This window comes from Bartonella sp. ML69XJBT (assembly GCF_028618515.1).
Taxonomy (GTDB): Bacteria; Pseudomonadota; Alphaproteobacteria; order Rhizobiales; family Rhizobiaceae; genus Bartonella.
In genome coordinates, this window is sequence record NZ_JAQITB010000004.1 from 37,014 (window position 1) to 59,040 (window position 22,027).

At 42.1% G+C, this 22,027-nt stretch carries 16 protein-coding genes and 5 pseudogenes; 7 read left to right on the plus strand and 14 right to left on the minus strand.

The window, feature by feature from the left end; all coding sequences use genetic code 11:
- Nucleotides 1–264: 264 nt before the first annotated feature.
- Complete coding sequence (locus PVV68_RS02245) at nt 265–2,055, minus strand: ABC transporter transmembrane domain-containing protein (RefSeq protein ID WP_273720652.1); 1,791 nt, start codon at nt 2,053–2,055, stop codon at nt 265–267.
- Nucleotides 2,056–2,242: 187 nt separating this feature from the next.
- Here PVV68_RS02245 and rpmE point away from each other — a divergent pair, with 187 nt between their 5' ends.
- Nucleotides 2,243–2,464, plus strand: a complete 222-nt coding sequence (rpmE, locus tag PVV68_RS02250; RefSeq protein WP_144751381.1) for a 50S ribosomal protein L31 — start codon at nt 2,243–2,245, stop codon at nt 2,462–2,464.
- A gap of 557 nt (nt 2,465–3,021) precedes the next feature.
- Here the strand turns inward: rpmE and PVV68_RS02255 are convergent.
- The 5 genes and pseudogenes from PVV68_RS02255 to tkt all read right to left on the minus strand — a co-directional run.
- A pseudogene (locus tag PVV68_RS02255) lies at nt 3,022–3,472 on the minus strand (class I fructose-bisphosphate aldolase); the annotation flags it as partial.
- A gap of 192 nt (nt 3,473–3,664) precedes the next feature.
- Nucleotides 3,665–4,697: pseudogene (locus PVV68_RS02260) on the minus strand (class I fructose-bisphosphate aldolase).
- 109 nt (nt 4,698–4,806) lie between these two features.
- On the minus strand, nt 4,807–6,000 hold the full coding sequence (locus PVV68_RS02265) for a phosphoglycerate kinase (RefSeq protein WP_273720650.1): 1,194 nt from the start codon (nt 5,998–6,000) through the stop codon (nt 4,807–4,809).
- Nucleotides 6,001–6,698: 698 nt separating this feature from the next.
- Nucleotides 6,699–7,706 (minus strand): type I glyceraldehyde-3-phosphate dehydrogenase, encoded by a 1,008-nt coding sequence (gene gap / locus PVV68_RS02270; protein WP_273720649.1) that lies wholly within the window; start codon nt 7,704–7,706, stop codon nt 6,699–6,701.
- 338 nt (nt 7,707–8,044) lie between these two features.
- On the minus strand, nt 8,045–10,051 hold the full coding sequence (tkt, locus tag PVV68_RS02275) for a transketolase (RefSeq protein WP_273782628.1): 2,007 nt from the start codon (nt 10,049–10,051) through the stop codon (nt 8,045–8,047).
- Between the two features lie 334 nt (nt 10,052–10,385).
- On the opposite strand from tkt, the gene PVV68_RS02280 reads away from it, so the two are divergent.
- Entirely contained in the window at nt 10,386–10,661 is a 276-nt protein-coding gene (locus tag PVV68_RS02280) for a DUF4164 domain-containing protein (RefSeq protein ID WP_273720647.1), read from the plus strand.
- A 12-nt stretch (nt 10,662–10,673) separates the two neighbouring features.
- Nucleotides 10,674–11,051 (plus strand): cell division protein ZapA, encoded by a 378-nt coding sequence (locus PVV68_RS02285; protein WP_273782630.1) that lies wholly within the window; start codon nt 10,674–10,676, stop codon nt 11,049–11,051.
- A gap of 178 nt (nt 11,052–11,229) precedes the next feature.
- Here PVV68_RS02285 and PVV68_RS02290 read toward each other — a convergent pair whose 3' ends face one another.
- The 4 genes and pseudogenes from PVV68_RS02290 to PVV68_RS02305 all read right to left on the minus strand — a co-directional run bounded on the left by PVV68_RS02290 (nt 11,230) and on the right by PVV68_RS02305 (nt 14,084).
- Nucleotides 11,230–11,391 (minus strand): hypothetical protein, encoded by a 162-nt coding sequence (locus tag PVV68_RS02290; RefSeq protein WP_273782631.1) that lies wholly within the window; start codon nt 11,389–11,391, stop codon nt 11,230–11,232.
- Nucleotides 11,392–11,698: 307 nt separating this feature from the next.
- Nucleotides 11,699–12,013: pseudogene (locus tag PVV68_RS02295) on the minus strand (pyruvate kinase); the annotation flags it as partial.
- A gap of 104 nt (nt 12,014–12,117) precedes the next feature.
- Nucleotides 12,118–13,554 carry a pyruvate kinase gene (pyk, locus tag PVV68_RS02300; RefSeq protein ID WP_273782633.1) on the minus strand — a complete coding sequence of 479 codons (1,437 nt, stop codon included), beginning with the start codon at nt 13,552–13,554 and terminating at the stop codon, nt 12,118–12,120.
- A complete protein-coding gene (locus PVV68_RS02305) occupies nt 13,551–14,084 on the minus strand; it encodes a DUF1036 domain-containing protein (protein ID WP_273756611.1) in 534 nt (177 codons plus the stop codon). The genes pyk and PVV68_RS02305 overlap by 4 nt, the downstream gene beginning before the upstream one ends.
- Nucleotides 14,085–14,328: 244 nt before the next feature.
- Here PVV68_RS02305 and PVV68_RS02310 point away from each other — a divergent pair, with 244 nt between their 5' ends.
- Nucleotides 14,329–14,586, plus strand: a complete 258-nt coding sequence (locus PVV68_RS02310) for a DUF2312 domain-containing protein (protein ID WP_273720643.1) — start codon at nt 14,329–14,331, stop codon at nt 14,584–14,586.
- A 239-nt stretch (nt 14,587–14,825) separates the two neighbouring features.
- On the opposite strand, the gene PVV68_RS02315 is transcribed toward PVV68_RS02310, so the two are convergent.
- Complete coding sequence (locus tag PVV68_RS02315) at nt 14,826–14,990, minus strand: hypothetical protein (RefSeq protein ID WP_273782634.1); 165 nt, start codon at nt 14,988–14,990, stop codon at nt 14,826–14,828.
- A gap of 921 nt (nt 14,991–15,911) precedes the next feature.
- Here PVV68_RS02315 and PVV68_RS02320 point away from each other — a divergent pair.
- Together PVV68_RS02320 and PVV68_RS02325 are read left to right on the plus strand one after the other, a co-directional pair.
- Nucleotides 15,912–16,481: pseudogene (locus tag PVV68_RS02320) on the plus strand (GNAT family N-acetyltransferase).
- A gap of 262 nt (nt 16,482–16,743) precedes the next feature.
- Nucleotides 16,744–16,994 (plus strand): annotated as a pseudogene (locus PVV68_RS02325) (Arm DNA-binding domain-containing protein); the annotation flags it as partial.
- 158 nt (nt 16,995–17,152) lie between these two features.
- Here the strand turns inward: PVV68_RS02325 and PVV68_RS02330 are convergent.
- The 3 genes from PVV68_RS02330 to PVV68_RS02340 all read right to left on the minus strand — a co-directional run bounded on the left by PVV68_RS02330 (nt 17,153) and on the right by PVV68_RS02340 (nt 20,165).
- Nucleotides 17,153–19,012 (minus strand): ABC-F family ATP-binding cassette domain-containing protein, encoded by a 1,860-nt coding sequence (locus PVV68_RS02330; protein WP_273720664.1) that lies wholly within the window; start codon nt 19,010–19,012, stop codon nt 17,153–17,155.
- Nucleotides 19,012–19,431: a glycine zipper domain-containing protein gene (locus PVV68_RS02335; RefSeq protein WP_273720640.1), complete on the minus strand. Its 420-nt coding sequence runs from the start codon at nt 19,429–19,431 to the stop codon at nt 19,012–19,014. Before PVV68_RS02335 ends, PVV68_RS02330 begins: the two co-directional genes overlap by 1 nt.
- A 98-nt stretch (nt 19,432–19,529) precedes the next feature.
- Nucleotides 19,530–20,165: a thiamine diphosphokinase gene (locus tag PVV68_RS02340; protein WP_273720639.1), complete on the minus strand. Its 636-nt coding sequence runs from the start codon at nt 20,163–20,165 to the stop codon at nt 19,530–19,532.
- Between the two features lie 171 nt (nt 20,166–20,336).
- On the opposite strand from PVV68_RS02340, the gene PVV68_RS02345 reads away from it, so the two are divergent.
- Nucleotides 20,337–21,869 (plus strand): M48 family metalloprotease, encoded by a 1,533-nt coding sequence (locus PVV68_RS02345; protein ID WP_273720638.1) that lies wholly within the window; start codon nt 20,337–20,339, stop codon nt 21,867–21,869.
- The last annotated feature ends 158 nt before the right edge of the window (nt 21,870–22,027 follow it).

Genomic DNA, 22,027 nt, shown 5'->3' on the forward strand with positions numbered 1-22,027 from the left:
TTTCCATTTATCAGCTTTTCGAACTTACAACAGTACGAAAACATTGGGCGTCTGAACTTAGCATCATTTTATCTTTACACAGACAAGATATTCTGTACACAAAAGCTTTTTTATTAAAAATACGCCATTTCACAGAATAAAAGGTCATTCAAGAATTCAAGAAATAGCCTCTTGCCCCTCTTTTTTTCAAGAGTCCTTAAAAGCAATAAACCTACCAGAAAAGAGTGGTACTCTTAAATCTACTGGCTCTTGTATCATGAAAACTTATTCGGGAGAAAATTGCAATTTGGCGAGGTAAGCATAAACGCCATTTTTTGCCACAAGCTCTGCATGGGTTCCTTCTTCCACAAGGGCGCCTTTATCCATCACGAGAATCCGATCGGCTTTTAAAATTGTTGCCAAACGGTGAGCAATCACCAATGTTGTTCGATTTTGCATGAGCCCTTCTAAGGCTTCTTGCACCAACTTTTCACTGTTTGCATCTAAGGCAGATGTTGCTTCATCAAGCAATAACAGGGGAGCATTTCTTAAAATCGCCCGGGCTATACCAATGCGTTGTTTTTGTCCACCAGAAAGCATCGTACCGCGTTCTCCCACTTCGGTATCAAAACCATTTGGTAAGGCTTCAATAAATTCAAGGGCATTGGCTGCTTGAGCAGCAGCAATAATTTGCTCTTCCACGACATTTTCTGTCCCGAACATAATATTATCGCGCAGCGTGCCATCAAAAATGTCAACATCTTGTGGAACATAAGAGATTGCACCACGTAAATCTTGCAAAGAGAGACGATTAACTTCCACGCCATCAAAGCAAATTTTTCCACTTGTTGGATCATAAAAACGAAGAATTAAAGAAAAAATTGTGCTTTTCCCCGCCCCTGAAGCGCCAACAAAAGCAACCGTTTCACCCGCTTTGATAGAAAAAGAAAGACAACGCAAAATCTTGTCTTCTGGTCTGGAAGGATAAGTAAAATCCACCTGATCAAAAATAAGTGCGCCTTGAACAGGCTTTGCCAAAGGGGAAGGATTTCCTAGTGCTAAGATAGTAGGCTGTTCTTGTAGCAATTCGGCAAGCCGTTCAGCAGCGCCTGCTGCTTGGATTAATTCTGCGCCAAGTTCCGATAATTGTGCAAAAGTGGTTGCTCCAAAAACGGCATAGAGAACAAACTGACCTAAAGTTCCTGCCGTCATAGTGCCATTTAAAACATCTCGAGAGCCAATCCATAAAACAGCAACCACACTGCTAAAAACCAGAAAAATGGCAAAGCCAGTAAAAAAAGAACGCAAGATCACAGAAGTGCGCGCGGTCTGGAAAGCACGCTCAATCAACTGTGAGAAACGTGTCGCAACAAGTTTTTCAGCGGTAAAAGCTTGTACAGTACGAATAGCACTAACCTGTTCTGTCGCCAAAGCATTGGCATCTGCGACACGGTCCTGTGCTGCACGTGTACGTGTACGAACCTTGCGCCCAAAGACAACTAACGGAATAGCAACAAAGGGAATAGCAAGCAGCACCAATGCAGATAATTTCGCATTAGTGATAACCATCATCACGATTGCGCCGATGACCACAATCAAATGGCGTAAAGCAGTAGAGGCGGTTGAGCCAACGGCTAATTTTATTTGCGTTGTATCGGTGAGCAGCCTTGAAACAAGTTCACCAGAATGAGACTTATCAAAAAAAGCAGGCGAAAGTTTCATAATATGGACAAAAACATCACGCCGTAAATCGGCAACAATCCGTTCTCCCAAAGTGATAACACAATAATAACGGCAAGCCGAAGCAAGGGCGAGAAGCAAAGCCAAAACAAATAACATAAAGAAATAAAAATTGATATGCCCATGGCTTGAGGCAGAAAAACCATGGTCAAACATTTTACCGATAGCAACAGGCAAAGCGAGTGTGATAAGAGCAGCAATGGTTAAAGCACAAAAAGCAAAAATAAACAGCCAACGATAACGGATAAGATAAGGAGCAAAAGTTTTAAGCGAAGAGAATGAAGAATTTTTCACAGAAGGTGTGGTAGATTTTTCTGAATGATTAAAGAGATTCATAAGGGGTTGCTCACTCTATTAGATTGTCCATAACCGTTGATACAATGATGTATCTTGAACACTTGTTTTTTGATGCGTGCTCGGTTATAGAAATGGTACTTTAATTAATTTATCAAAAAGACAAAGGAAGCGCACTTAAAAAATGAGCAAGTGCCACTTCATTTTACAAACACAAAAGGTTTGACGCATGAAAGCGAATATTCATCCCGACTATCACAAAATTACCGTCGTTATGACGGATGGTAGCCAATACACAACGCGTTCCACTTGGGGAAAAGAAGGGGACGTCCTGAATCTGGATATCGACCCAAGAACCCATCCAGCATGGACAGGTGGGTCTCAAACCCTCGTAGACCGTGGTGGTCGTGTTTCTAAATTCAAAAACCGTTTTGGTAATCTTGGCATGTAAAAGCCTATTTAAAAGCCTATTATGGTAAAAGACAGAAAATGTTTCATAAAGTTTGAGCACATTAAAAACAATGAAACTTCTTGAGACAAAAAAGAATACAGTTTCATGGCTTTTACAATTCAGGCTTTTATAAAAAACACATGTAAAATTTCCAAGAAAAGATGCCCTGCCTTAAAATGCGGGGCTTTTTGTGTGTCTGATAAACAATAACGGTTGATTGTGCCCGAGACCGTGATAATAGAGAGAAAAAAGAACAGAGACTCTTCCCTGAAACAGGCGAAAAGCAGTCTGTCACCTCAAAGCAGCGCACAATGGAATGACCACATGCGCCTCCAGTACACTCCCAGTTCAAAAAACAGAACAATCCTTAACTCCTTGACACAAAAGCAACAAACGGACAAGAGCCCATGCATTTTGCCTCTCTTATATTGGCAATGTCTGTGCATCAATGGCAACCACTTACACAGTCCTTGAGCAAAACGCACTCTAGAAGAGCACAGTATCTTGACGGCATCATCTCATCAAGAAAAAGCCGCTAATGGAAAATTTGTTTTTATTTAAACACAAGACTGCTCGTGCTCTTTTGTCCATTTTCCCAAAGCAGCCAAATGGTTCATGCGAGCACGATGACAAAAAGCCTTTTGCGCAGCAGCAATATTTTCATGTTTACCAGACCATGCTTTTAAGGCCGCTGCTTGCAATGCTCGTCCGTAAGAAAAGGTCAACTTCCAAGGCAATGCCCCTAAAGCATTCATAGCTGATAAATGGGCAGTCGCTTCTTCATCAGATTGTCCGCAAGACAAGGAAAGCAATTCCTGGTACAGCAGCAGGCACAGTTTGTTTAAGCACTTGAACCGTCTTTTCCGCCACCTCTTCAACAGAAGCTTTTCGCGCATCTTTACCATCAATCACCATATTGGGCTTTAAAATCATCCCCTCGAAAACAACACGAGCTTCAAACAACTCTTTAAACACAGCTGTTAAGACAGCCTGTGTCACCTCAAAGCAACAAACGGACAAGAGCCCATGCATTTTGCCTCTCTTATATTGGCAATGTCTGTGCATCAATGGCAACCACTTACACAGTCCTTGAGCAAAACGCACTCTAGAAGAGCACAGTATCTTGACGCAGCAAAACACATCCACCCTTTGCGCATCATCTCATCAAGAAAAAGCCGCTAATGGAAAATTTGTTTTTATTTAAACACAAGACTGCTCGTGCTCTTTTGTCCATTTTCCCAAAGCAGCCAAATGGTTCATGCGAGCACGATGACAAAAAGCCTTTTGCGCAGCAGCAATATTTTCATGTTTACCAGACCATGCTTTTAAGGCCGCTGCTTGCAATGCTCGTCCGTAAGAAAAGGTCAACTTCCAAGGCAATGCCCCTAAAGCATTCATAGCTGATAAATGGGCAGTCGCTTCTTCATCAGATTGTCCGCAAGACAAGGAAAGCAATTCCTGGTACAGCAGCAGGCACAGTTTGTTTAAGCACTTGAACCGTCTTTTCCGCCACCTCTTCAACAGAAGCTTTTCGCGCATCTTTACCATCAATCACCATATTGGGCTTTAAAATCATCCCCTCGAAAACAACACGGGCTTCAAACAACTCTTTAAACACAGCTGTTAAGACAGCCTGTGTCACCTCAAAACAGCGCACAATGGAATGACCGCGTGATGGTCCATCCATCAGCACTTCTGGTTCAACAATCGGCACAATTTTTAATTCTTGACACAAAGCAGCATAACGCGCGAGAGCCCATGCATTTTGCTTGATAGCCCCCCTTGTTGGCAGCGTCTGTGCATCAATGGCAATCACCGCACGCCATTTGGCAAAACGCGCTCCCAAAGCATAATATTCTTTTAAACGTTCACGAAGTCCATCCAACCCTTCGGTAATTGTCTCATGAGGGAAAGCCGCCAATGGTTTAGCACCGGTATCAACTTTAATCCCTGGCAAAGCACCAGCATCACGAATAACATCTGTCAACATTTTCCCCGTAGACGCTTTTTGACGAATGGTTTCATCAAATAAGATGACACCCGAAATAGCACTCTCCATAGCTTCTTTTGCGCTAAAAAGCATTTCACGATAAGCACGCCGGTTATCCTCATTGGATTCAACACCAATGCTTGCAAAACGCTTGCCTATTGTCGCAGTACTTTCATCGGCAGCCAAAATACCCTTACCAGCACACACCAGAGCAAGGGCTATATCTTCAAGACGTTCACTCATTAAAAATTCCTCTTATTTTATCGCATTTCCAAAATCAGCAATACAGCCAGCACACTTAAACACAGCCCGTGACCATACAGCTTTTTCAATTTTCTCTTCAATAAAGCCTTTAAGCTTGCATGAGAGCGAGAATACCAGGAAGCACCTTGCCTTCCATCCATTCTAAAAAAGCACCCCCTGCGGTGGAAAGATAAGTAAAATCATCAGCAACACCAGCATGGTTAAGTGCAAAAACCGTATCTCCTCCTCCCGCAATTGAAATCAATTTTTTTGTCAGGCTCTGTTCTGCTGCATGACGTGCTACTGCTATGGTACCTTGATCAAAGGGCGATATCTCAAAAACCCCAAGGGGACCATTCCAGACAAGGGTAGCAGCCTCGTCAATCGCAGCATTAATATGGGCAATGGAGCGCGTCCCAATATCCAGAATCATACCTTCCTCTGGAATATCTCCAATATCATAGAGACGATGGGGAGCATCTTTTTCAAAGCGAAATGCAACAATCGCATCCACAGGAAGCAGAATCCTACATTGGCACTCCCGCGCTTTTTCCATAACCTTTTTAACTGTTTCCATCAGTGCATGTTCACACAGTGATTTTCCAACACAGATACCTTGTGCAGCTAAAAAACTGTTGGCCATACCACCACCAATGACCAAATGATCAACCTTTTCAACCAAATGATTGAGCACAAAAAGCTTACTGGAAACCTTTGCGCCTCCAACCAATGCAATCACGGGACGCGTTGGATTGCCAAGCCCTTTTTCTAATGCTTGTAATTCACACTGTAGAGAGCGCCCCGCATAGGAAGGCAACAAATGTGTTATTCCCTCCACCGAAGCATGGGCACGATGAGAAACAGAAAAAGCATCATTCACATAGAGATCACCATTATGGGCGAGAGCTTCAGCAAAAGAAAAATCGTTCTGTTCTTCACCTGGATGAAAACGAACATTTTCAAGCAATAAAACGCCTCCGTTTTGCAATGTCTCAACCGCTACCTGCGCTGCTGAACCAATACAATCGGATGCAAAAGTCACCGGTTGATTGATGATTTTTTCCAACACTTCCACAACGGGATTGAGTGAAAATTCTGGCTCAACTTTTCCCTTGGGGCGCCCACAATGAGATAGAAGAATAAGCTTAGCACCACGCCTTTGCAGTTCAACGAGCGTCTCTTTATGCCGTTGAAGACGCGTTTCATCGCAAACTTTGCCAAGCGCCATGGGCACATTAAAATCCACCCGCACAAGAACACGCTTTCCAGCCACATCAACATCATCAAGTGTACGAAAACCCATCCGCTATTTCCTCTTTACTTTCCGTTGTTTTAAACAAAAACACATTGACAACCTTCGCCTTACGCAATCATCTCAATCTGCAATCAAAGAAAACAGTCCGCACACTCACCCATAATACAAAGACACACTCTCTCAGCCTTCATCAACATCACCAAGTGTATGAAAAACCATCCGCTATTTCCCCTTGACTTTCCATTGTTTTAAACAAAAACACATTGACAACTTTGCCTTACGCAATCATCTCAATCTGCAATCAAAGAAAACAACCCGCACATTCACCCATAATACAAAGACACACTCTCTCAGCCTTCATCAACATCACCAAGTGTATGAAAACCATCCGCTATTTCCCCTTGACTTTCCATTATTTTAAACAAAAATCCATCGATCACCTTTGCTTTACAAAACTTTCTCTTTGCTTTTATAAAAAAGAGATCAGCAGCTCTATTTTCTCAAACTTTGTCTCGTTTATACTTTGTCTCGCTCACAAGCACAGTTTTTCAAACATTTCTTGTTTATATGGTTTTTAAAACCAACTATGCCTGTACAAACACAAAACACACTATGCCATCACTTGGACAATACCTTGTTTTCAGCCACCAAGAACGCTTTTAGGCGTTTTTTTCAAAAAGATTGCGTCCTTATTTTTATCATAAAATTTGACCTTTTAATATAAAAGAGGACCCGAAGGTCCTCTTTTATATGGTTTTGGCAAAAGCGACTGCCGTATCACCCATGCGGTTTGAAAAACCCCATTCATTATCGTACCAAACCAAAACACGACAAAGCTGACCGTCGATCACCTTTGTTTGATCGTTATGAAAAATAGCTGAATGCGGATTATGATTAAAATCACAACTAACCAGCTTTTCTTCCGTATAATCTAAAATTCCCTTGAGTGAACCGCGTGCAGCAGTGCAAATCGCCGTATTAATTTCTTCAACTGTTGTGGAACGCTTAGCGGTAAATGTCAAATCCACCACGGATACATTTGGCGTTGGCACGCGAATTGACACACCATCAAGCAAACCTTTTAATTCTGGCAAAACCAATCCCACAGCCTTTGCCGCCCCTGTTGAGGTAGGGATCATAGAAAGAGCGGCGGCGCGTGCCCGATAAAGATCACGATGCATTGTATCCAACACAGGTTGATCGCCCGTATAAGAATGGATTGTTGTCATAAAGCCCTTTTCAATGCCCACCGTATTATGCAAAACTTGTGCAACAGGTGCTAAGCAGTTTGTTGTACAAGAAGCATTTGAAACAACGTGGTGCTCTTTGCTTAAAGATTGGTGATTCACGCCATAAACCACCGTAAGATCTGCACCTTCAGAGGGTGCAGAAACAAGAACACGTTTTGCCCCCGCATCCAAGTGAGCACTTGCTTTTTCACGCGTCGTAAAAATGCCGGTACATTCCAAAGCAATATCGATATCCAAAGCTTTCCACGGCAACCGTGCTGGATCACGCTCTGCCAACACCTTGATCAAACCACCTCCCACATCAATGGCATCACCAACCACCTTCACATGCCCTGGAAAACGCCCATGGACTGAATCATAGCGCAACAAATGGGCATTGGTTTCCACCGATCCCAAATCATTAACAGCCACAACTTCAATATCTTTCCGCCCACTTTCTACCAGTGCCCGTAAAATATTACGCCCAATACGACCAAACCCATTAATTGCAACGCGAACCGTCATCTCACATTTCCTCATTTCTCTTTATAGCACAACAAATGGGTATTCGCTCCAACACTCCCAAATGGTGAAAAGCTACAAATTCCATATCTTCATCAATTACTCAATCACCCGTAAAATATTACACTCAATACACTCAAACCCATTCATTGCCACGCGAACCGTCATCTCACATTTTCCTCATTTCTCTTTATAGCACAACAAATGGGTATTCGCTCCAACACTCCCAAATGATGAACAGCTACAAATTCCATATCTTCATTCATCACTTAATCCACAACTGTGCAAAAAATAAATATTGCCTTCGATATGTTCACAACTACTCATTGCACCATGAATACTTATTTGGCATTTTCCTTATTGATTTCTTCCCGTTTTTTTTCAACGTGAGCCACCACATTCTCACAAGTAATGCCAAAATGTGGATAAAGCGCCTCAATTGTTCCGCTCGCACCAAATCCATCCATGCCAATAAACACACCATCACAGCCAATAAAGCGCTCCCATCCCTGCCCCACAGCAGCTTCAATGGCAATTTTAATGGGTGCATCGCCAATAAGAGCACGTTGATAAGAAAGAGATTGCTGGGCAAAAAGTTCAAAACAAGGCACAGAAACCACACGTGTTGGAATGCCCTTTTCTTCCAACAGCGCATGTGCTTGCACGGCAATTTGCAATTCTGAACCAGAAGCAAACAGGGTCACCTGCGCATCATCGCTAGCAGTGAGCAATTCATAAGCACCTAGCATACAAAGATTTTCTTCTTCATGCTCTTGACGCAACAGTGGTAAATTTTGTCGGCTTAAAGCCAAAGTAGAAGGCGTTCCACGGGCTTTCAAAGCCAATTGCCAACACTCCACTGTCTCTATAGCATCAGCGGGGCGGAAAACAAAATGGTTGGGCATTGCACGCAAAGAAGCCAAATGCTCTACGGGTTGATGTGTGGGACCATCCTCACCAAGACCGATGGAATCATGAGTCATGACATAAATCACTCGTAATCCCATCAAAGAAGAGAGCCGCATGGCAGGGCGCATATAGTCAGAAAAGCATAAAAAAGTTCCCCCATAAGGAATAAATCCGCCATGAAGGGCAAGACCATTCATCACAGCGCCCATGGCATGTTCGCGAATTCCATAATGCAGATAGCGTCCAGAAAAATCTTCAGCAGAGATGCTTTTCATCTGGCTGCTTTTCGTATTATTAGAGCCTGTTAAGTCAGCAGAACCACCAATGGTTTCCATAACAACTTCATTGATGACTTCAAGAGCCATTTCCGAAGCTTTACGAGTAGCAACCACAGGGCGGTCTTCGACGATTTTTTGTTTATAAGCATCAATAGCGCCATCAAATCCACCCAACAAATCGCCCCGCATCAATCTTTCAAATTCCACACGTTCTGACACAGGCAGAGCAGCTAATTTTTCTTCCCACTTTTGCCGCCCTTTAGCAGCACTAAGACCCGCCAAGCGCCAATTATCAAGAATATCCGCTGGAATAACGAAAGGCTCACTCCTCCAGCCTAAAGCGATACGAGTTTCAGCAATTTCCCGTGCTCCTAAAGGAGCACCATGAACTTTATTGGTTCCAGCTTTATTGGGTGCTCCAAAACCAATGGTTGTTTTACAAGCAATCAAAGTTGGTTTATCAGAATTTTGTGCTTCTTTAATGGCATTGGCTATAGCCGTTTGGCTATGCCCATCGACTTTGTGCGTATTCCACCCAGACGCCTTAAAACGCGCTATCTGATCTGTATTATCAGCAAGGGAGATTTCACCGTCAATAGAAATATTATTATCGTCCCACAATACAATAAGCTTGTTGAGTTTCAAATGACCCGCCAGGGAAAGTGCTTCTTGAGAAATCCCTTCCATAAGACATCCATCGCCAACCAAGGCATAAGTATAATGGTTGATGAGATCACCAAAACGCGCATTTTGTAAGCGCTCAGCAAGCGCCATCCCCACGGCATTCGCCAACCCTTGTCCAAGAGGCCCGGTGGTTGTTTCAATACCCGCAGCATGCCCATATTCTGGATGCCCAGCAAGCTTCGAGCCTAGTTGGCGGAAATTTTTGAGATCCTCAAGAGAGATATCTTCATAACCGGAAAGATAGAGTAAAGCATAAAGCAACATAGATCCATGCCCAGCCGATAACACAAAGCGATCACGGTTAGGCCAGGAAGGATTTTTAGGATCATGGGCAAGGAACTTTGTATAAAGAACGGTAGCAATATCAGCTGCACCCATTGGCAAGCCAGGATGACCAGAATTTGCTTTTTCAATCGCATCCATCGCAAGAAAGCGGATAGCATTGGCCATCTGATTTTGTTGTTCAGTATTTGTCATAAATGATAAACCATTTCGTTAAACAGGTTATTCTGTTGCTTCTTCTGTATTCTCTTAGATTTTTTGAGCAATACTTTTTTCATTTCTAGGGTCGGATTTTTTACCATTCTGTAAGTAATACCAATACCATTCCCCTCACATATCCTTTGCACACATATCATTTATGCCAATACTTTTAAAAAATCCAGCCTTTAATTCATATGTGTTCTCTGCCTTGCTTGCTAAAATGTCTTACATACTTAAAAATAAAATTTACACAAGGAAAGAAAATGAGTGATTCGTTTTTGCATAAAAAACTGATAAAGGATACAATCACTTGGAGGATAAAAATATCATGAATCAAGAAACTACGGTTCTTCCACACGCTTTAGAGCAATTAGAAAAAGCACTAAGAACCTTAGAGATCACCATTATAAATCGCAATGTTGTTATTGATAAAAATAACGAATGGGAAGAAGAAATTCAACGAATGAACACTGATCGTAGCCATCTTGCCCAAGCGCTAGATAAAGCTGAAGCACAAGTTGAGCGGCTAGAAGCAGTAAACAAAGAAGTTTCCAAACGTTTGGTTAAAGCGATGGAAACCATTCGTGTTGTCATTGATAGATAAAGGTTTGAATGTATGGAAACTGTTTCCGTCACCATTGATGGTAAAGTTTATCGCATGGCTTGCAATAAAGGACAAGAAAGCCATCTTATTGAACTTGCAGCTCGATTAGACCAATATATCGCCCATTTGAAGAAAAATTTTGGTGAAATTGGCGATCATCGTTTATCGGTTATGGCCGGCATTATGATTATCGATGAAATGGAAGAAATCCAACGAGAAAATAAAAAACTACAAGAAAATTACGAGGCTCTTTTGCGGCTGCACAATGAAAGAGACCGCACCATGGGAAGAATTGTACGCAATACAACAGAACGCATTGAAAAGCTCACCAATCAATTGCTCCAAGATAACCAAACCAGCATTGATGTTCAAGAACGAGAGAGCTCATAAACACACACTCGTTCTCAAATTGACCAGAAATATAATTTTCCCAACAACAATCAAAAATCGGTCTCATTGTAAAAGTCGTACATATACAGCAACAAGCAAAAGAAATATTTTTCTAAAAAAGCAGTATGTATTTTGCATAAGCTGTTGTCTCACAAACAAATACCTCTCATGAAGAATATCATGCAAAATCTCTGAACGGTTCCGTCTTTGCACTTATCAAGGAATAGACCAACAGTACTGTTCTGCCTCCTTGCCCTTTTTGCAATTTTGTCGCTGCTTTTGCATTTAAACGGTTTATGAAAAGGATATTGGCTGTTTTATTTCCCCACCAACTCTTCATGAAATGAACAAAGAAGCAAATATTGTTCACCTCTAAACCAAGAGGCTTTAAACTGAAAAAATATTTTTATTAAGAGCTTTTAAAATGAGAAAATGCTGAATTATCATCAATCAATATCTTGGACTGTCAAAACAACTCTCCTAAAGCGTGTCCTGAAAACAATGTAATATCAATTTAAAGAACAATGTCTCACAAATAGCGCAATAAAATTCACTAACCATCATCAGAATTGCTTCTTCAAAATAAAGATCGGATACCGATTGAGGAGATAATATTACAAGATTAACTCTCGCAATCTAAAAGCCTATCGCCGCGCTGTTTTGACAATGGGTGATAAAGCAATAATGGATCTATTTGCGCACTCTCGTGAAGCACGCACACCCGTTGTGCCCGAAGCGGTAAGCAACAATAGCTATGCATACGAGTGTTTCAGCGATCTCGCGCACTGCCCCAGAGAAATGGCATCGGTTCCCGTGGACTCTGGTGCAGGATGCTGCACTCCAACCATCACTTCATAAGTATGATCTTGCTCAATTTGCCGAGCAATGCGATCCATCATAAGCACAGCTTCTTCAGGATAAAGACCAGAAGCGGATTCAGTAGACAACATCACCGCATCGCTCTGTAAACATCAGAAACTTCTGCGCACATCAAACAGATGCCAAATAACATCTGCCCTCCAAAGTAAAACACTCTACCCAAACATTTCTAATACCCCCCAACCTTTTAAACACCCTTTTTACCATCTTGAGAAACAACCGCAATACGCAAGAGATTTGTCGCACCAGGCGTACCAAGGGGAACGCCTGCGGTAACAAGAAAGCGGTCTCCACTTCTGCAAAAGCCTTCTTGAAAAGCAATCGCTGCTGCACGGTCAACCATATCCTCTAGATCCCGTGCATCTTCACTCACCACACAATGTAGCCCCCAAACCAAAGCCAATCGCCGCGCTGTTCCCACAATAGGTGACAAAGCAATAATGGGTCTACTTGGGCGCTCTCGTGAAGCACGCACACCCGTTGTGCCCGAAGCGGTATAAGCAACAATAGCTGCTAATGCGAGTGTTTCAGCGATTTGTCGCGCGGCCAAAGAAATGGCATCGGTTCCTGTTGACTGTGGTGCAGGATGCTGCGCTCCAACCATCACCTCATAAGTATGATCTTGCTCAATTTGCCGAGCAATGCGATCCATCATAAGCACAGCTTCTTCAGGATAAAGACCAGAAGCGGATTCAGCAGACAACATCACCGCATCGCTCCCCGCATAAACCGCTGTAGCAACATCAGAAACTTCTGCACGTGTTGGAACAGGAGAGGAAATCATAGACTCAAGCATTTGTGTTGCCACCACCACGGGTTTTCCTGCTAAACGACAGGCTTTTATGAGTTGTATCTGCAATGCAGGAATCTTTTCCAAGGGCATTTCTACACCAAGATCTCCCCGTGCAATCATAATGCCATCACAAACATCAATAATTTTCTCTATGTGCTCCAAAGCTTGAGGTTTTTCGATTTTAGCCATCAAAGCCACTTTGCCTTTCGTCAACCGGCGCACCTCTATAATATCTTCTGGACGCTGGATAAAAGAAAGAGCGATCCAATCCACAGGCTGTTGCAAAACAGCTTGAAGATCAGCCTTATCCTTTGACGTCACCGAACCAAAAGGCAAAATGGTATCCGGAAAACTGACACCTTTGCGATCAGAAATACGGGTTCCAGCAACCACACGGCATTCAACAAAATGGTCATTACATAACTGTGCACGTAGTTCCAACTTTCCATCATCAATCAACAGCCGATCCCCTGGTTTCACAGCAGCCAACACATCCTTATGGGGAAAATAAACACGCTGTCCATTCCCCAGCTCATCATGACTGTCTAATGTAAAACTTTGCCCAACACGCAACTCCTCTTGCCCTTTAGCAAAAGATCCAACACGCAATTTTGGTCCTTGAAGATCCACTAAAATACCAATGGGCCGGCGAACAATTTTTTCAACCTCGCGTATGCGCTGAACCAAATCAGCCATTGTTTCACAGTCCGTATGGCTCATATTCAAACGAAAAACATCGGCTCCCGCCCTAAAAAGTTTTTCAATCATTGCAAGAGAAAAAGAAGAAGGACCAAGAGTAGCAATAATTTTTACCTTACGTGCACGTTTCACTGTGAAGAACCTCCTAAAAGCGAGGGGGGCTGTACTACTGAATCACCCAACAAGGACTCTTCCGTCAACTGTACCATCCAACTGGTTTGATTACCCGTATCAATTTCCTTAAACTCCGCCTTTTGATAGCCTCGCGGAAAACAATCATGAACCCCCTGAATGGTAAATTGGCTATCTTGCACACACATCGTTATAGACCCTGCCCAGTTGCCTTTTTTCTGTGCACCCTCGGCATAAAAATAATAAAACCGTGAAGAAAGTGGTCCCTCAATTAAGGTTTTACACTCTGTCACGGGAACCACCCACCACCCTTCACTCACCCAGCCTGAAAATGTACGATAGCCAAGGGCAACACCAACGGACTGTTGGGTGGTATTACAAACTCTAAAATCAGCTCTTGCCAAACCAACAAACCAGCACGACAGCAGAATACTCAAGAAAAAAACGCTCAGTTTTTTCCACAACCCCCATTCCTGTTTTTTGGCAACCACAAAACTTCCTTTATCATGTAAGCGATTAAAACAAAGCATACAGCCCTTATTCTTTTTCAAAAGCCTCATCACATCTCTTACAAATCGATAGAGATATGTTTTTATCCTTTTTGGCTTCTTAATGCCTTTTTATCAATGCATATCTTAAAAATTTTACAAAATATTTAAAGTCAATTTGTAAAAAAACGATGTAGCTTGATTGACCTCTTGTTTTTCAGGCTTTCTCAACAAAAAATTATCGCTAACAAAACAGCTTAAAACATAAAGTCCGGAGAAAAATGCAATGAACACAGTGACCAATGAAACACACGCAATATCCGTAAACCAATTGCGCGCTTTTATTGAGCGTATTGAACGATTAGAAGAAGAGAAAAAAACGATTTCTGATGATATTAAAGAGGTTTACGCCGAACTTAAAGGCTCTGGTTTTGATAGTAAAGCTGTGCGCAGCATTATACGGCTGCGTAAAAAAGAAGAGCATGAACGCATAGAAGAAGAAACCATCATCCAACTCTATAAAGATGCACTTGGGATGAGTTAACGCCATTCATCACAAGAATGGCATCAGATATTTTCTCAATATGACAGAGAAAAGGAATCACACACCTCAATTTCTTGTCAGAAATGAGCGGTGCATAGAGCTTATAACGATAATATCAACGACATGTTGGATTTTTCGCCTCTGATACAAAACAGCGCGCTACAAAAAATGCTAGAAAATGGCCACCACAAAATACTCTTGTGTTCCTAATTTGCGCACTTGTTTTAAAGAGGAGTTTCTCAATGCACCGCCCCTATTTCACAACAGGACCCATAAAGGACATCACGATCAGAATATGACAAACCAATCACTACGCACACCATCAGACTCTTCCCTCCCCAATGTTGCGGATACCCTTGGCACCTGAAAACATTCATCAACCAAGCCCCCTTATCTTCAATCACTTTCACCCCACATGCCAATCCCGGTTGTAAGCAGCAAGAAAATGATTTGGCATGATTTATCATAAACAAATTTGCAATCAGAAAATCCTACCATATTCGAGATTCTTCTTGAAGATCAGAAATAATAAATGACCGTTATAAATCAATGCATCACTTATTGATGAATGGTTGTTTGAGAAAATATAACATCTCTTGTACGAAAAAATCTTCTCCTCTCTCACTCCGTTATAAGGAGAGAGAATCAAAGAAACCGATGAGTGAAAACACCAAAAACTATGCACTGATTGTAAACCATACCCTCTTTTGCACAAAGCAAATGGCAAAAAAGTTATTCAATCTCTCATCGTCAAAAATGGGCTGAGAAATGGATTGACAAACTTCCCATAATTGCACACACGCAAAAAGGATATAATCAAAAAGCAGAAGGTCATTGAACGAAAAGAGCACTATCATAGAAAGGAAAAAAGACGCAACCCTCACACCACCAACGCAGAAATGTGCATCAAATCAGTCAGGGTTTCAGGATTGCAAATTTGCACACAGCCGCACCCATTGCCTCCTATGATTTGCCAAGTATTTTTGGAAAGGACAAAAATCTATACATCCTTCATAAGCGTAAAGAACGCATCAATGATAAAGAATAAGCTTTGGGCTTTAGAGTAAGCGAAAACGCTTTTATGCAAAGGAGAAATTTAAAAGAGATAAATCAATGTAACAAAGCATAACAATCAATTGCAAAATAAGCTCTGAATCGGTAACTTTTCCCCCATCATTCCACACCTTGCTGCAAAATTTATCACATGTGATAAAGCCCACAATCAACATCCCACCCTTTACAATGAATTTCAGCTCCAAAATAAGCCATGTGAAAAATGACATTAAGAAACAGACAGACTCGCACATTTTTATGGGAAAAAAGCTATGGCAATCACAACAAAACGCACAATTTCCACCTTAATTGGTCCAGAAGATGCAGCCGAACTGTCCTGCTATTACCTGCGCAATGAGAATCATCTCCGCCCCTTTGAACCAGTAAGATCTGCTGATTATAACACCCTAACAGCTTAGGAAACACGCGCAAAGGCTTTTGCTCATGAGAATGCACAAGGACAAGCATATCGATATGCCACACGATTGAAAAATGACCCTACAATCATTGCCACCGTGAATTTTACCAATGTGGTTCGTGGTGTTTTTCAAGCCTGTCATCTTGGTTTTTCTGTTGACGAAAAACAGCAAGGAAAAGGTCTCATGTTCGAGATTTTATCTACTCTGATACCCCATATCTTTGCTGTTTATCATCTCCATCGCATGATGGCAAACTATATGCCTGAAAATACCAAAAGCGGAAATTTATTGAAGCGCCTTGATTTTGAGCAAGAAGGCTATGCGAGAGATTATCTGATGATTTCTGGCAAATGGAGAGATCATATTCTCACCTCTCGAATTCATGATCCTCAGAGCCCAAGAAATCAGTATAAAGCTTTATAAGGTATTTTCACCAGATGTGAAAAGAGTATCATATCAAGCCTTACAAAATGATGAAAATGTTCCTTTTTCACTATCTTCACATAACAGGACACATATTGATTTATAATGATAATTTAGCGTTATTCATATTGAATGAGACCCTCGAATATCGTAAGATTCTCTCATTTCAAACCTGTCTATCTTGAATCAATCAAAACCACTCGCTTGCACGTCAAAAGCGGGACTGGTGTGTGGGTAAAAATTGTATAAGAAAGAACTAAAAATGGCTCTTCTGAACCGTCTTAGGTGCCAAGGGCTGTCGCAACATTGGGAGCTGGCAAAGTGAATCATGATGCCGGCTTGCTTCTTCACAAGCGTAAAAATAGCAGTGCTCAATGGCTTTACCGTTATACCCTTCACGGACGCTGTCGTGAAATGGGCTTGGGGGCATTGTGAAATGTCTCTTTAAAAAAAGCCCGTGAATGTGCAAATCAATGGCGTTCTGTTTTGCATGAGGGCTGTGCCCCCATTAAAGTGCAATCTCCCATTACTCCTCTTTCATGCGTAACTCTTTTTCCTCTCCAATATGCACACGCATTCCATACAGAATGGAGCAAAACAGAGAGGAAATGAAAAAGAAGCGATCATCCAAATCCATAAAAAGCTTCTTGAAAGAATTAACGCTAAAGCGTTTATAACTTTCCACATTCACTGTCTTCGCGCAATAATTCAAGTTCTAACCATTCCTCTTCTTTGTCAGCACAATTCTTTTTTTTCTCTTCCAGAGCTATGGATAAACGCTCGAAACGCTCTTTATCCTTGCCATAGAGCGCTGGATCAGAGAGTTCTTGTTCAATTTTTTTGATTTCATCCTGCAAAGCAGCGATTTGTTCAGGCAATTTTTCCAGAGCATAAACCTGCTTATAAGACAGCTTGCGTGGCTTTATTTTCTCCCGCCCCCTAAAGTCATGATCTTTTGAAATGAGATTTTCATTCGCCCATCCACGCGGATTTGCAGATGCTTTACGTTTTGATAACTCTTTATTTTTGCGCTCTAACGATACAGCGTTCTTATTTTGCGCTATCATATCGCTATAACCGCCAGCATACAAAATCCAATGCCCATCTCCTTGGGGCGCCAACATATGAGTCACCGTGCGATCTAAAAAGTCCCGATCATGGCTCACCAACAAAACTGTTCCAGCAAAATCGGCAATAAATTCCTGCAACAAATCCAAGGTCTCCATATCCAAATCATTGGTGGGTTCATCAAGAATCAAAAAATTTGCCGGACGCGATAGCAACCGAGCCAGCATAAGGCGCGCTCTTTCTCCCCCTGAAAATTCTTTGAGTGGTGTACGTGCTTGTTCAGGTAAAAACAAAAAATCCTTCATATAAGAAACCACATGGCGCTCTTGGCCATTGATCACAAGAGTCTCTCCTCTCCCCCCCGTGAGATAATGCGCTAATGTTTCTTCTTCATTGAGAATACGCTGTTGATCAAGAAATGCCATGGAAAGATTATATCCATGCCTCACCATACCACTATCAACGGCTTCTTGCCCAATGAGGGTAGAAAGCAATGTTGTCTTGCCAATACCATTGGGACCAACCAAGCCGATACGATCACCACGCTGAATGCGTAAAGAAAAATCTTTGACAATAACGCGCTCCCCATAAGATTTTGAAATTTTCTTTGCTTCAAGGACCAATTGACCAGAATGAGAACTTTTAGCAGCAGTCAAAAGCGCAGTTCCTGGTTGCCCTTTATAGGTTTTGTGAAGTTTTCGCAGCTCTTTTAATTCCCCCAACCGACGTACATTGCGTTTACGCCGTGCGCTCACCCCATAGCGCAACCATTGTTCTTCACGTGCAATCTGTCGTCCTAATTTATGTTGCTCTAGAGCCTCCTCTTGCAACGCCTTATCACGCCAATTCTCAAATTCCGAAAAACGCTTTTCCAATCTTTTTGTACTACCTCGATCAAGCCAGAGGGTTGAACGCGTGACATTTTCCAAAAAACGCCGATCATGGGAAATCACCACAATGGCTGAAGACAAAGAACATAAAGTCCTTTCTAACCATTCAATGGTTGGCAAATCGAGGTGATTGGTTGGTTCATCTAACAGAAGAATATCTGGTTTTGCGGCAAGAGCACGCAACAAAGAGACACGCCGCTTTTCCCCCCCAGAAAGGGTCTCCAATTTTTCACTTCCTGAAAAACCTAGATTATCGCGAAGTGTATTTATCCATGGTACATCAGGGGTCTGATCTAACCCCGCTTCTACAAAGCCATGAATATCCTCAAATCCCGCACAATCGGGATTTTGTGAAACATACCGTATCGTGACTCGAGGGTGGCGAAAAATTTCCCCACCACTCGGCTCAATTATTCCTGCGGCAATTTTTAACAGCGTTGATTTTCCACAACCATTACGCCCCACCAGCGCGATACGAGCCCCTTGCTCAACCGATAAGCAAGCTTGGTTGAGCAAGGGGGTTGTTCCAAAGGTTAGAAAAATGCGGTCAAGCCGCAAGAGCGGCAACACCATTAACGAACGCGGCGTGGACAAGGTGCCTTATACATCACACCTCTTCCATCCCGATAAGTGCACAATTGTGGTGTTTTTTGTGTATGCATTTTTTGTGCACAAGGTGCTTTGTAATAGTGTCCTTTATGCCCACGATAAGTGCACATTGCTGTTGACTGATGAATAACAATCTGTCCTTCTCGTCTTTGTTCTCTTTTCTGATTGACAGCAGCACCTGTTACTGTTCCAGCAATAGCACCAAATGCGGCACCAGTCAGTGCGGCACCAGGAGTACTTCCAGCAATTGCAGTTCCCGCCAAAGCACCTATTGCTGCTCCTCCCACACCGTAACGTGCAACACGCTGATCATTTGTAGTACAAGCTACAGTACTTAAGCCAATGGCTGAAATAACTGCCACTTTCAAAAATGATTTTAACATATTAAAACCTCTCCTTAAATTAATACATAAATATATCATTCATGCCAGCACTTCATCGCTTGCCCCCCTCTGCCTTAATAAAATATACCGGAAGAGCTTTATGGAATAGGTACAGACGCCAACAATATAGCTTTTCCAGAACCTAAATGGCAAGAAAAGGTTCCACAAATACGGTTAGAAAGTGTCAAAGACGACCCAAATGACACATTTTTGTCACAAAGTGGCCATTTCACCCCTGAAAGCGTCAAGCCTTGTAAATCAGAAAAACCGATAATACTAAACAAACATCCATCGGGGAGATCATATGAAAAAGTCTTTGGTAAGACCGGCCATCCTTCTTCACAACCGCTTGTCAACAACACTGTAATACCTTTTTCTGCCATCATCAGTGCTTGCACCATATGAGAAAGACTATGATCACTCCGTTCCCCTCCCAAGGCACCACACAAAATAAGGTGTTTGGCACCTTTTTGCAGAGCTCTCTCACATGCCAGAGCACTATCGGTCATATCTTTATCAGAGGGAAAAATCTCACGGGGCACATGAATATAGCTGTTGATTAAAGTTTGATCTGATGAATCGAAATCTCCCACCCACAACTCAGGCATCACACCAAGTGCAGCAGCATGACGCATTCCCCCATCTGCAGCAATCACGCGACTGTTGTGAATTTGCGTGAGCAACCGATCGGTGATACAAACATCTCCATTTAACAATATTGTAAATGTTGTCATACTATACTCTGCCTTCCGTAATTTTTTCTCGTATCTTTTATCAAAAAGACCCGTTTCTTATGGACAATAACCGTGCTATAGCCAAAAGAATCCTTATCAAAAAGCTCCTTCCCCAAAAGCTTCTTCCCCAAAAGCTTCTTCTTACTAAAAAAAACATATACAAAGAGACCAATGAAATTTGCCACAATTCACCCTAAAAACACAGTGTATAAGAATCAACAACACCAAATTTTTCAACGAAATATTCCCTTTCGTACCAGAATGTACAGAGCACCTTTCATAAGCCTTACGCTTCTCCTTTCTGCTTGTCATATGCATCTCTCTCCCAATGATATGCTTTCTTCAGATTCTTCTGGAACAGTCAAACATGCCAGCAAGCACAATATTTATGTCACATTAAGCGCTCTACAACACCCCCGTATTTTGCAAAAATATGGCGGTACCTATTATAACGCAAAACTTGAACGTCTATTAGCGAAGATTGTGCACGAACTAGCTAGCGTGTCACACAATCCTCAGCAACACTATTCTGTAACAATCTTAAATTCAGAAAGCATCAATGCATTTGCCCAACCCAATGGCTCTATTTACATCACCCGTGGCATGCTTGCCTTAGCCAATGATTCTTCAGAAGTTGCAGCAATTTTAGCCCATGAAATAGCCCATATTACCGCTAATCATGGCATTTTACGGCTGAAAAAAGAAGCGGAATTGAAGGCAACAAATCATCTCTCCTCACACCTTTTCCCTCATGAAACAAGCAAGCTTCATAATCCTATACAAAACAAGCAACAACTGGCACAATTTTCACGCAATCAAGAACTAGAAGCTGATTCCATTGCCTTAGAAATGCTCAAAAAAGCAGGATATGATCCGTTTGCCTCCCTACGCTTTCTCCAATCAATGGAAGCCTATAGAGTTTTCCGTAATATCTTGAGTACAGCAAAAACTTCCTCGGACTTTCTAGCAAACCACCCAACCACTCCACAACGGATTCGCCTTGTCAAAGAAAAGGCGCGTAAAATCACGACAGCGAACATAGGAAAGAGGGACCGTGCTTCTTTTCTCAAAAGCATTGATGGCATGATTTTTACTGGAAGCTTTCCTACAGGTTTTGTAAGAGACAACCAATTTATTCACCAGCAACTGCGTGTCACTTTTGGTGTGCCTAACAATTTTACCATAGAGAATTCAGCCCATACTGTTTGGGCCAGTGGACCAGACAATATTGCCATTCGTTTTGATGCTATACCGCGCCCCTTTGCACTCTCTGCAAGTGAATATTTAAAAAGCGGATGGATTATAGGATTGGACGAATCATCCGTGCACCCCATTACAATTCAAGGACACCTTGGAGCACAAGCTCGAGCAGTCAATGCACATTGGCAATTTGATGTGGTCGTCATTTTTTTCAAAAATCACGCTTTTCGTTTTTTAACCGCCGCCCCACATCATTCTCAACATTTTGAAGAGATTGCCACAAAAACGATACAAAGTTTTCACTCACTTTCATCATCACAGTTTAAGGAGCTGAAACCCTTGAGAATCCGTGTTGTACGCGTTCAGCAGGGAGAGAGTGTTGCAAATCTTGCCAATAAAATGCAAACAGCAACGCATAAAGAAACACTCTTTCGCATTCTCAATGCACTCTCGCCCACGCAAACTTTACGAGCAGGCACAGATGTTAAAATCATCACGGAATAAGGAGAGCTTTTTTATTTTTTGCACTTCTTCTTTCCTCCTACCCTCTTTCCCCTGGACTCTAAAGCATTCACAATCCCAAACCGATTGGCTTTTGTAACCAATAATAGTTTCTCACATGCCTCATAGCCACTAGCGAATTAACCTCTCAAGACTCCTCT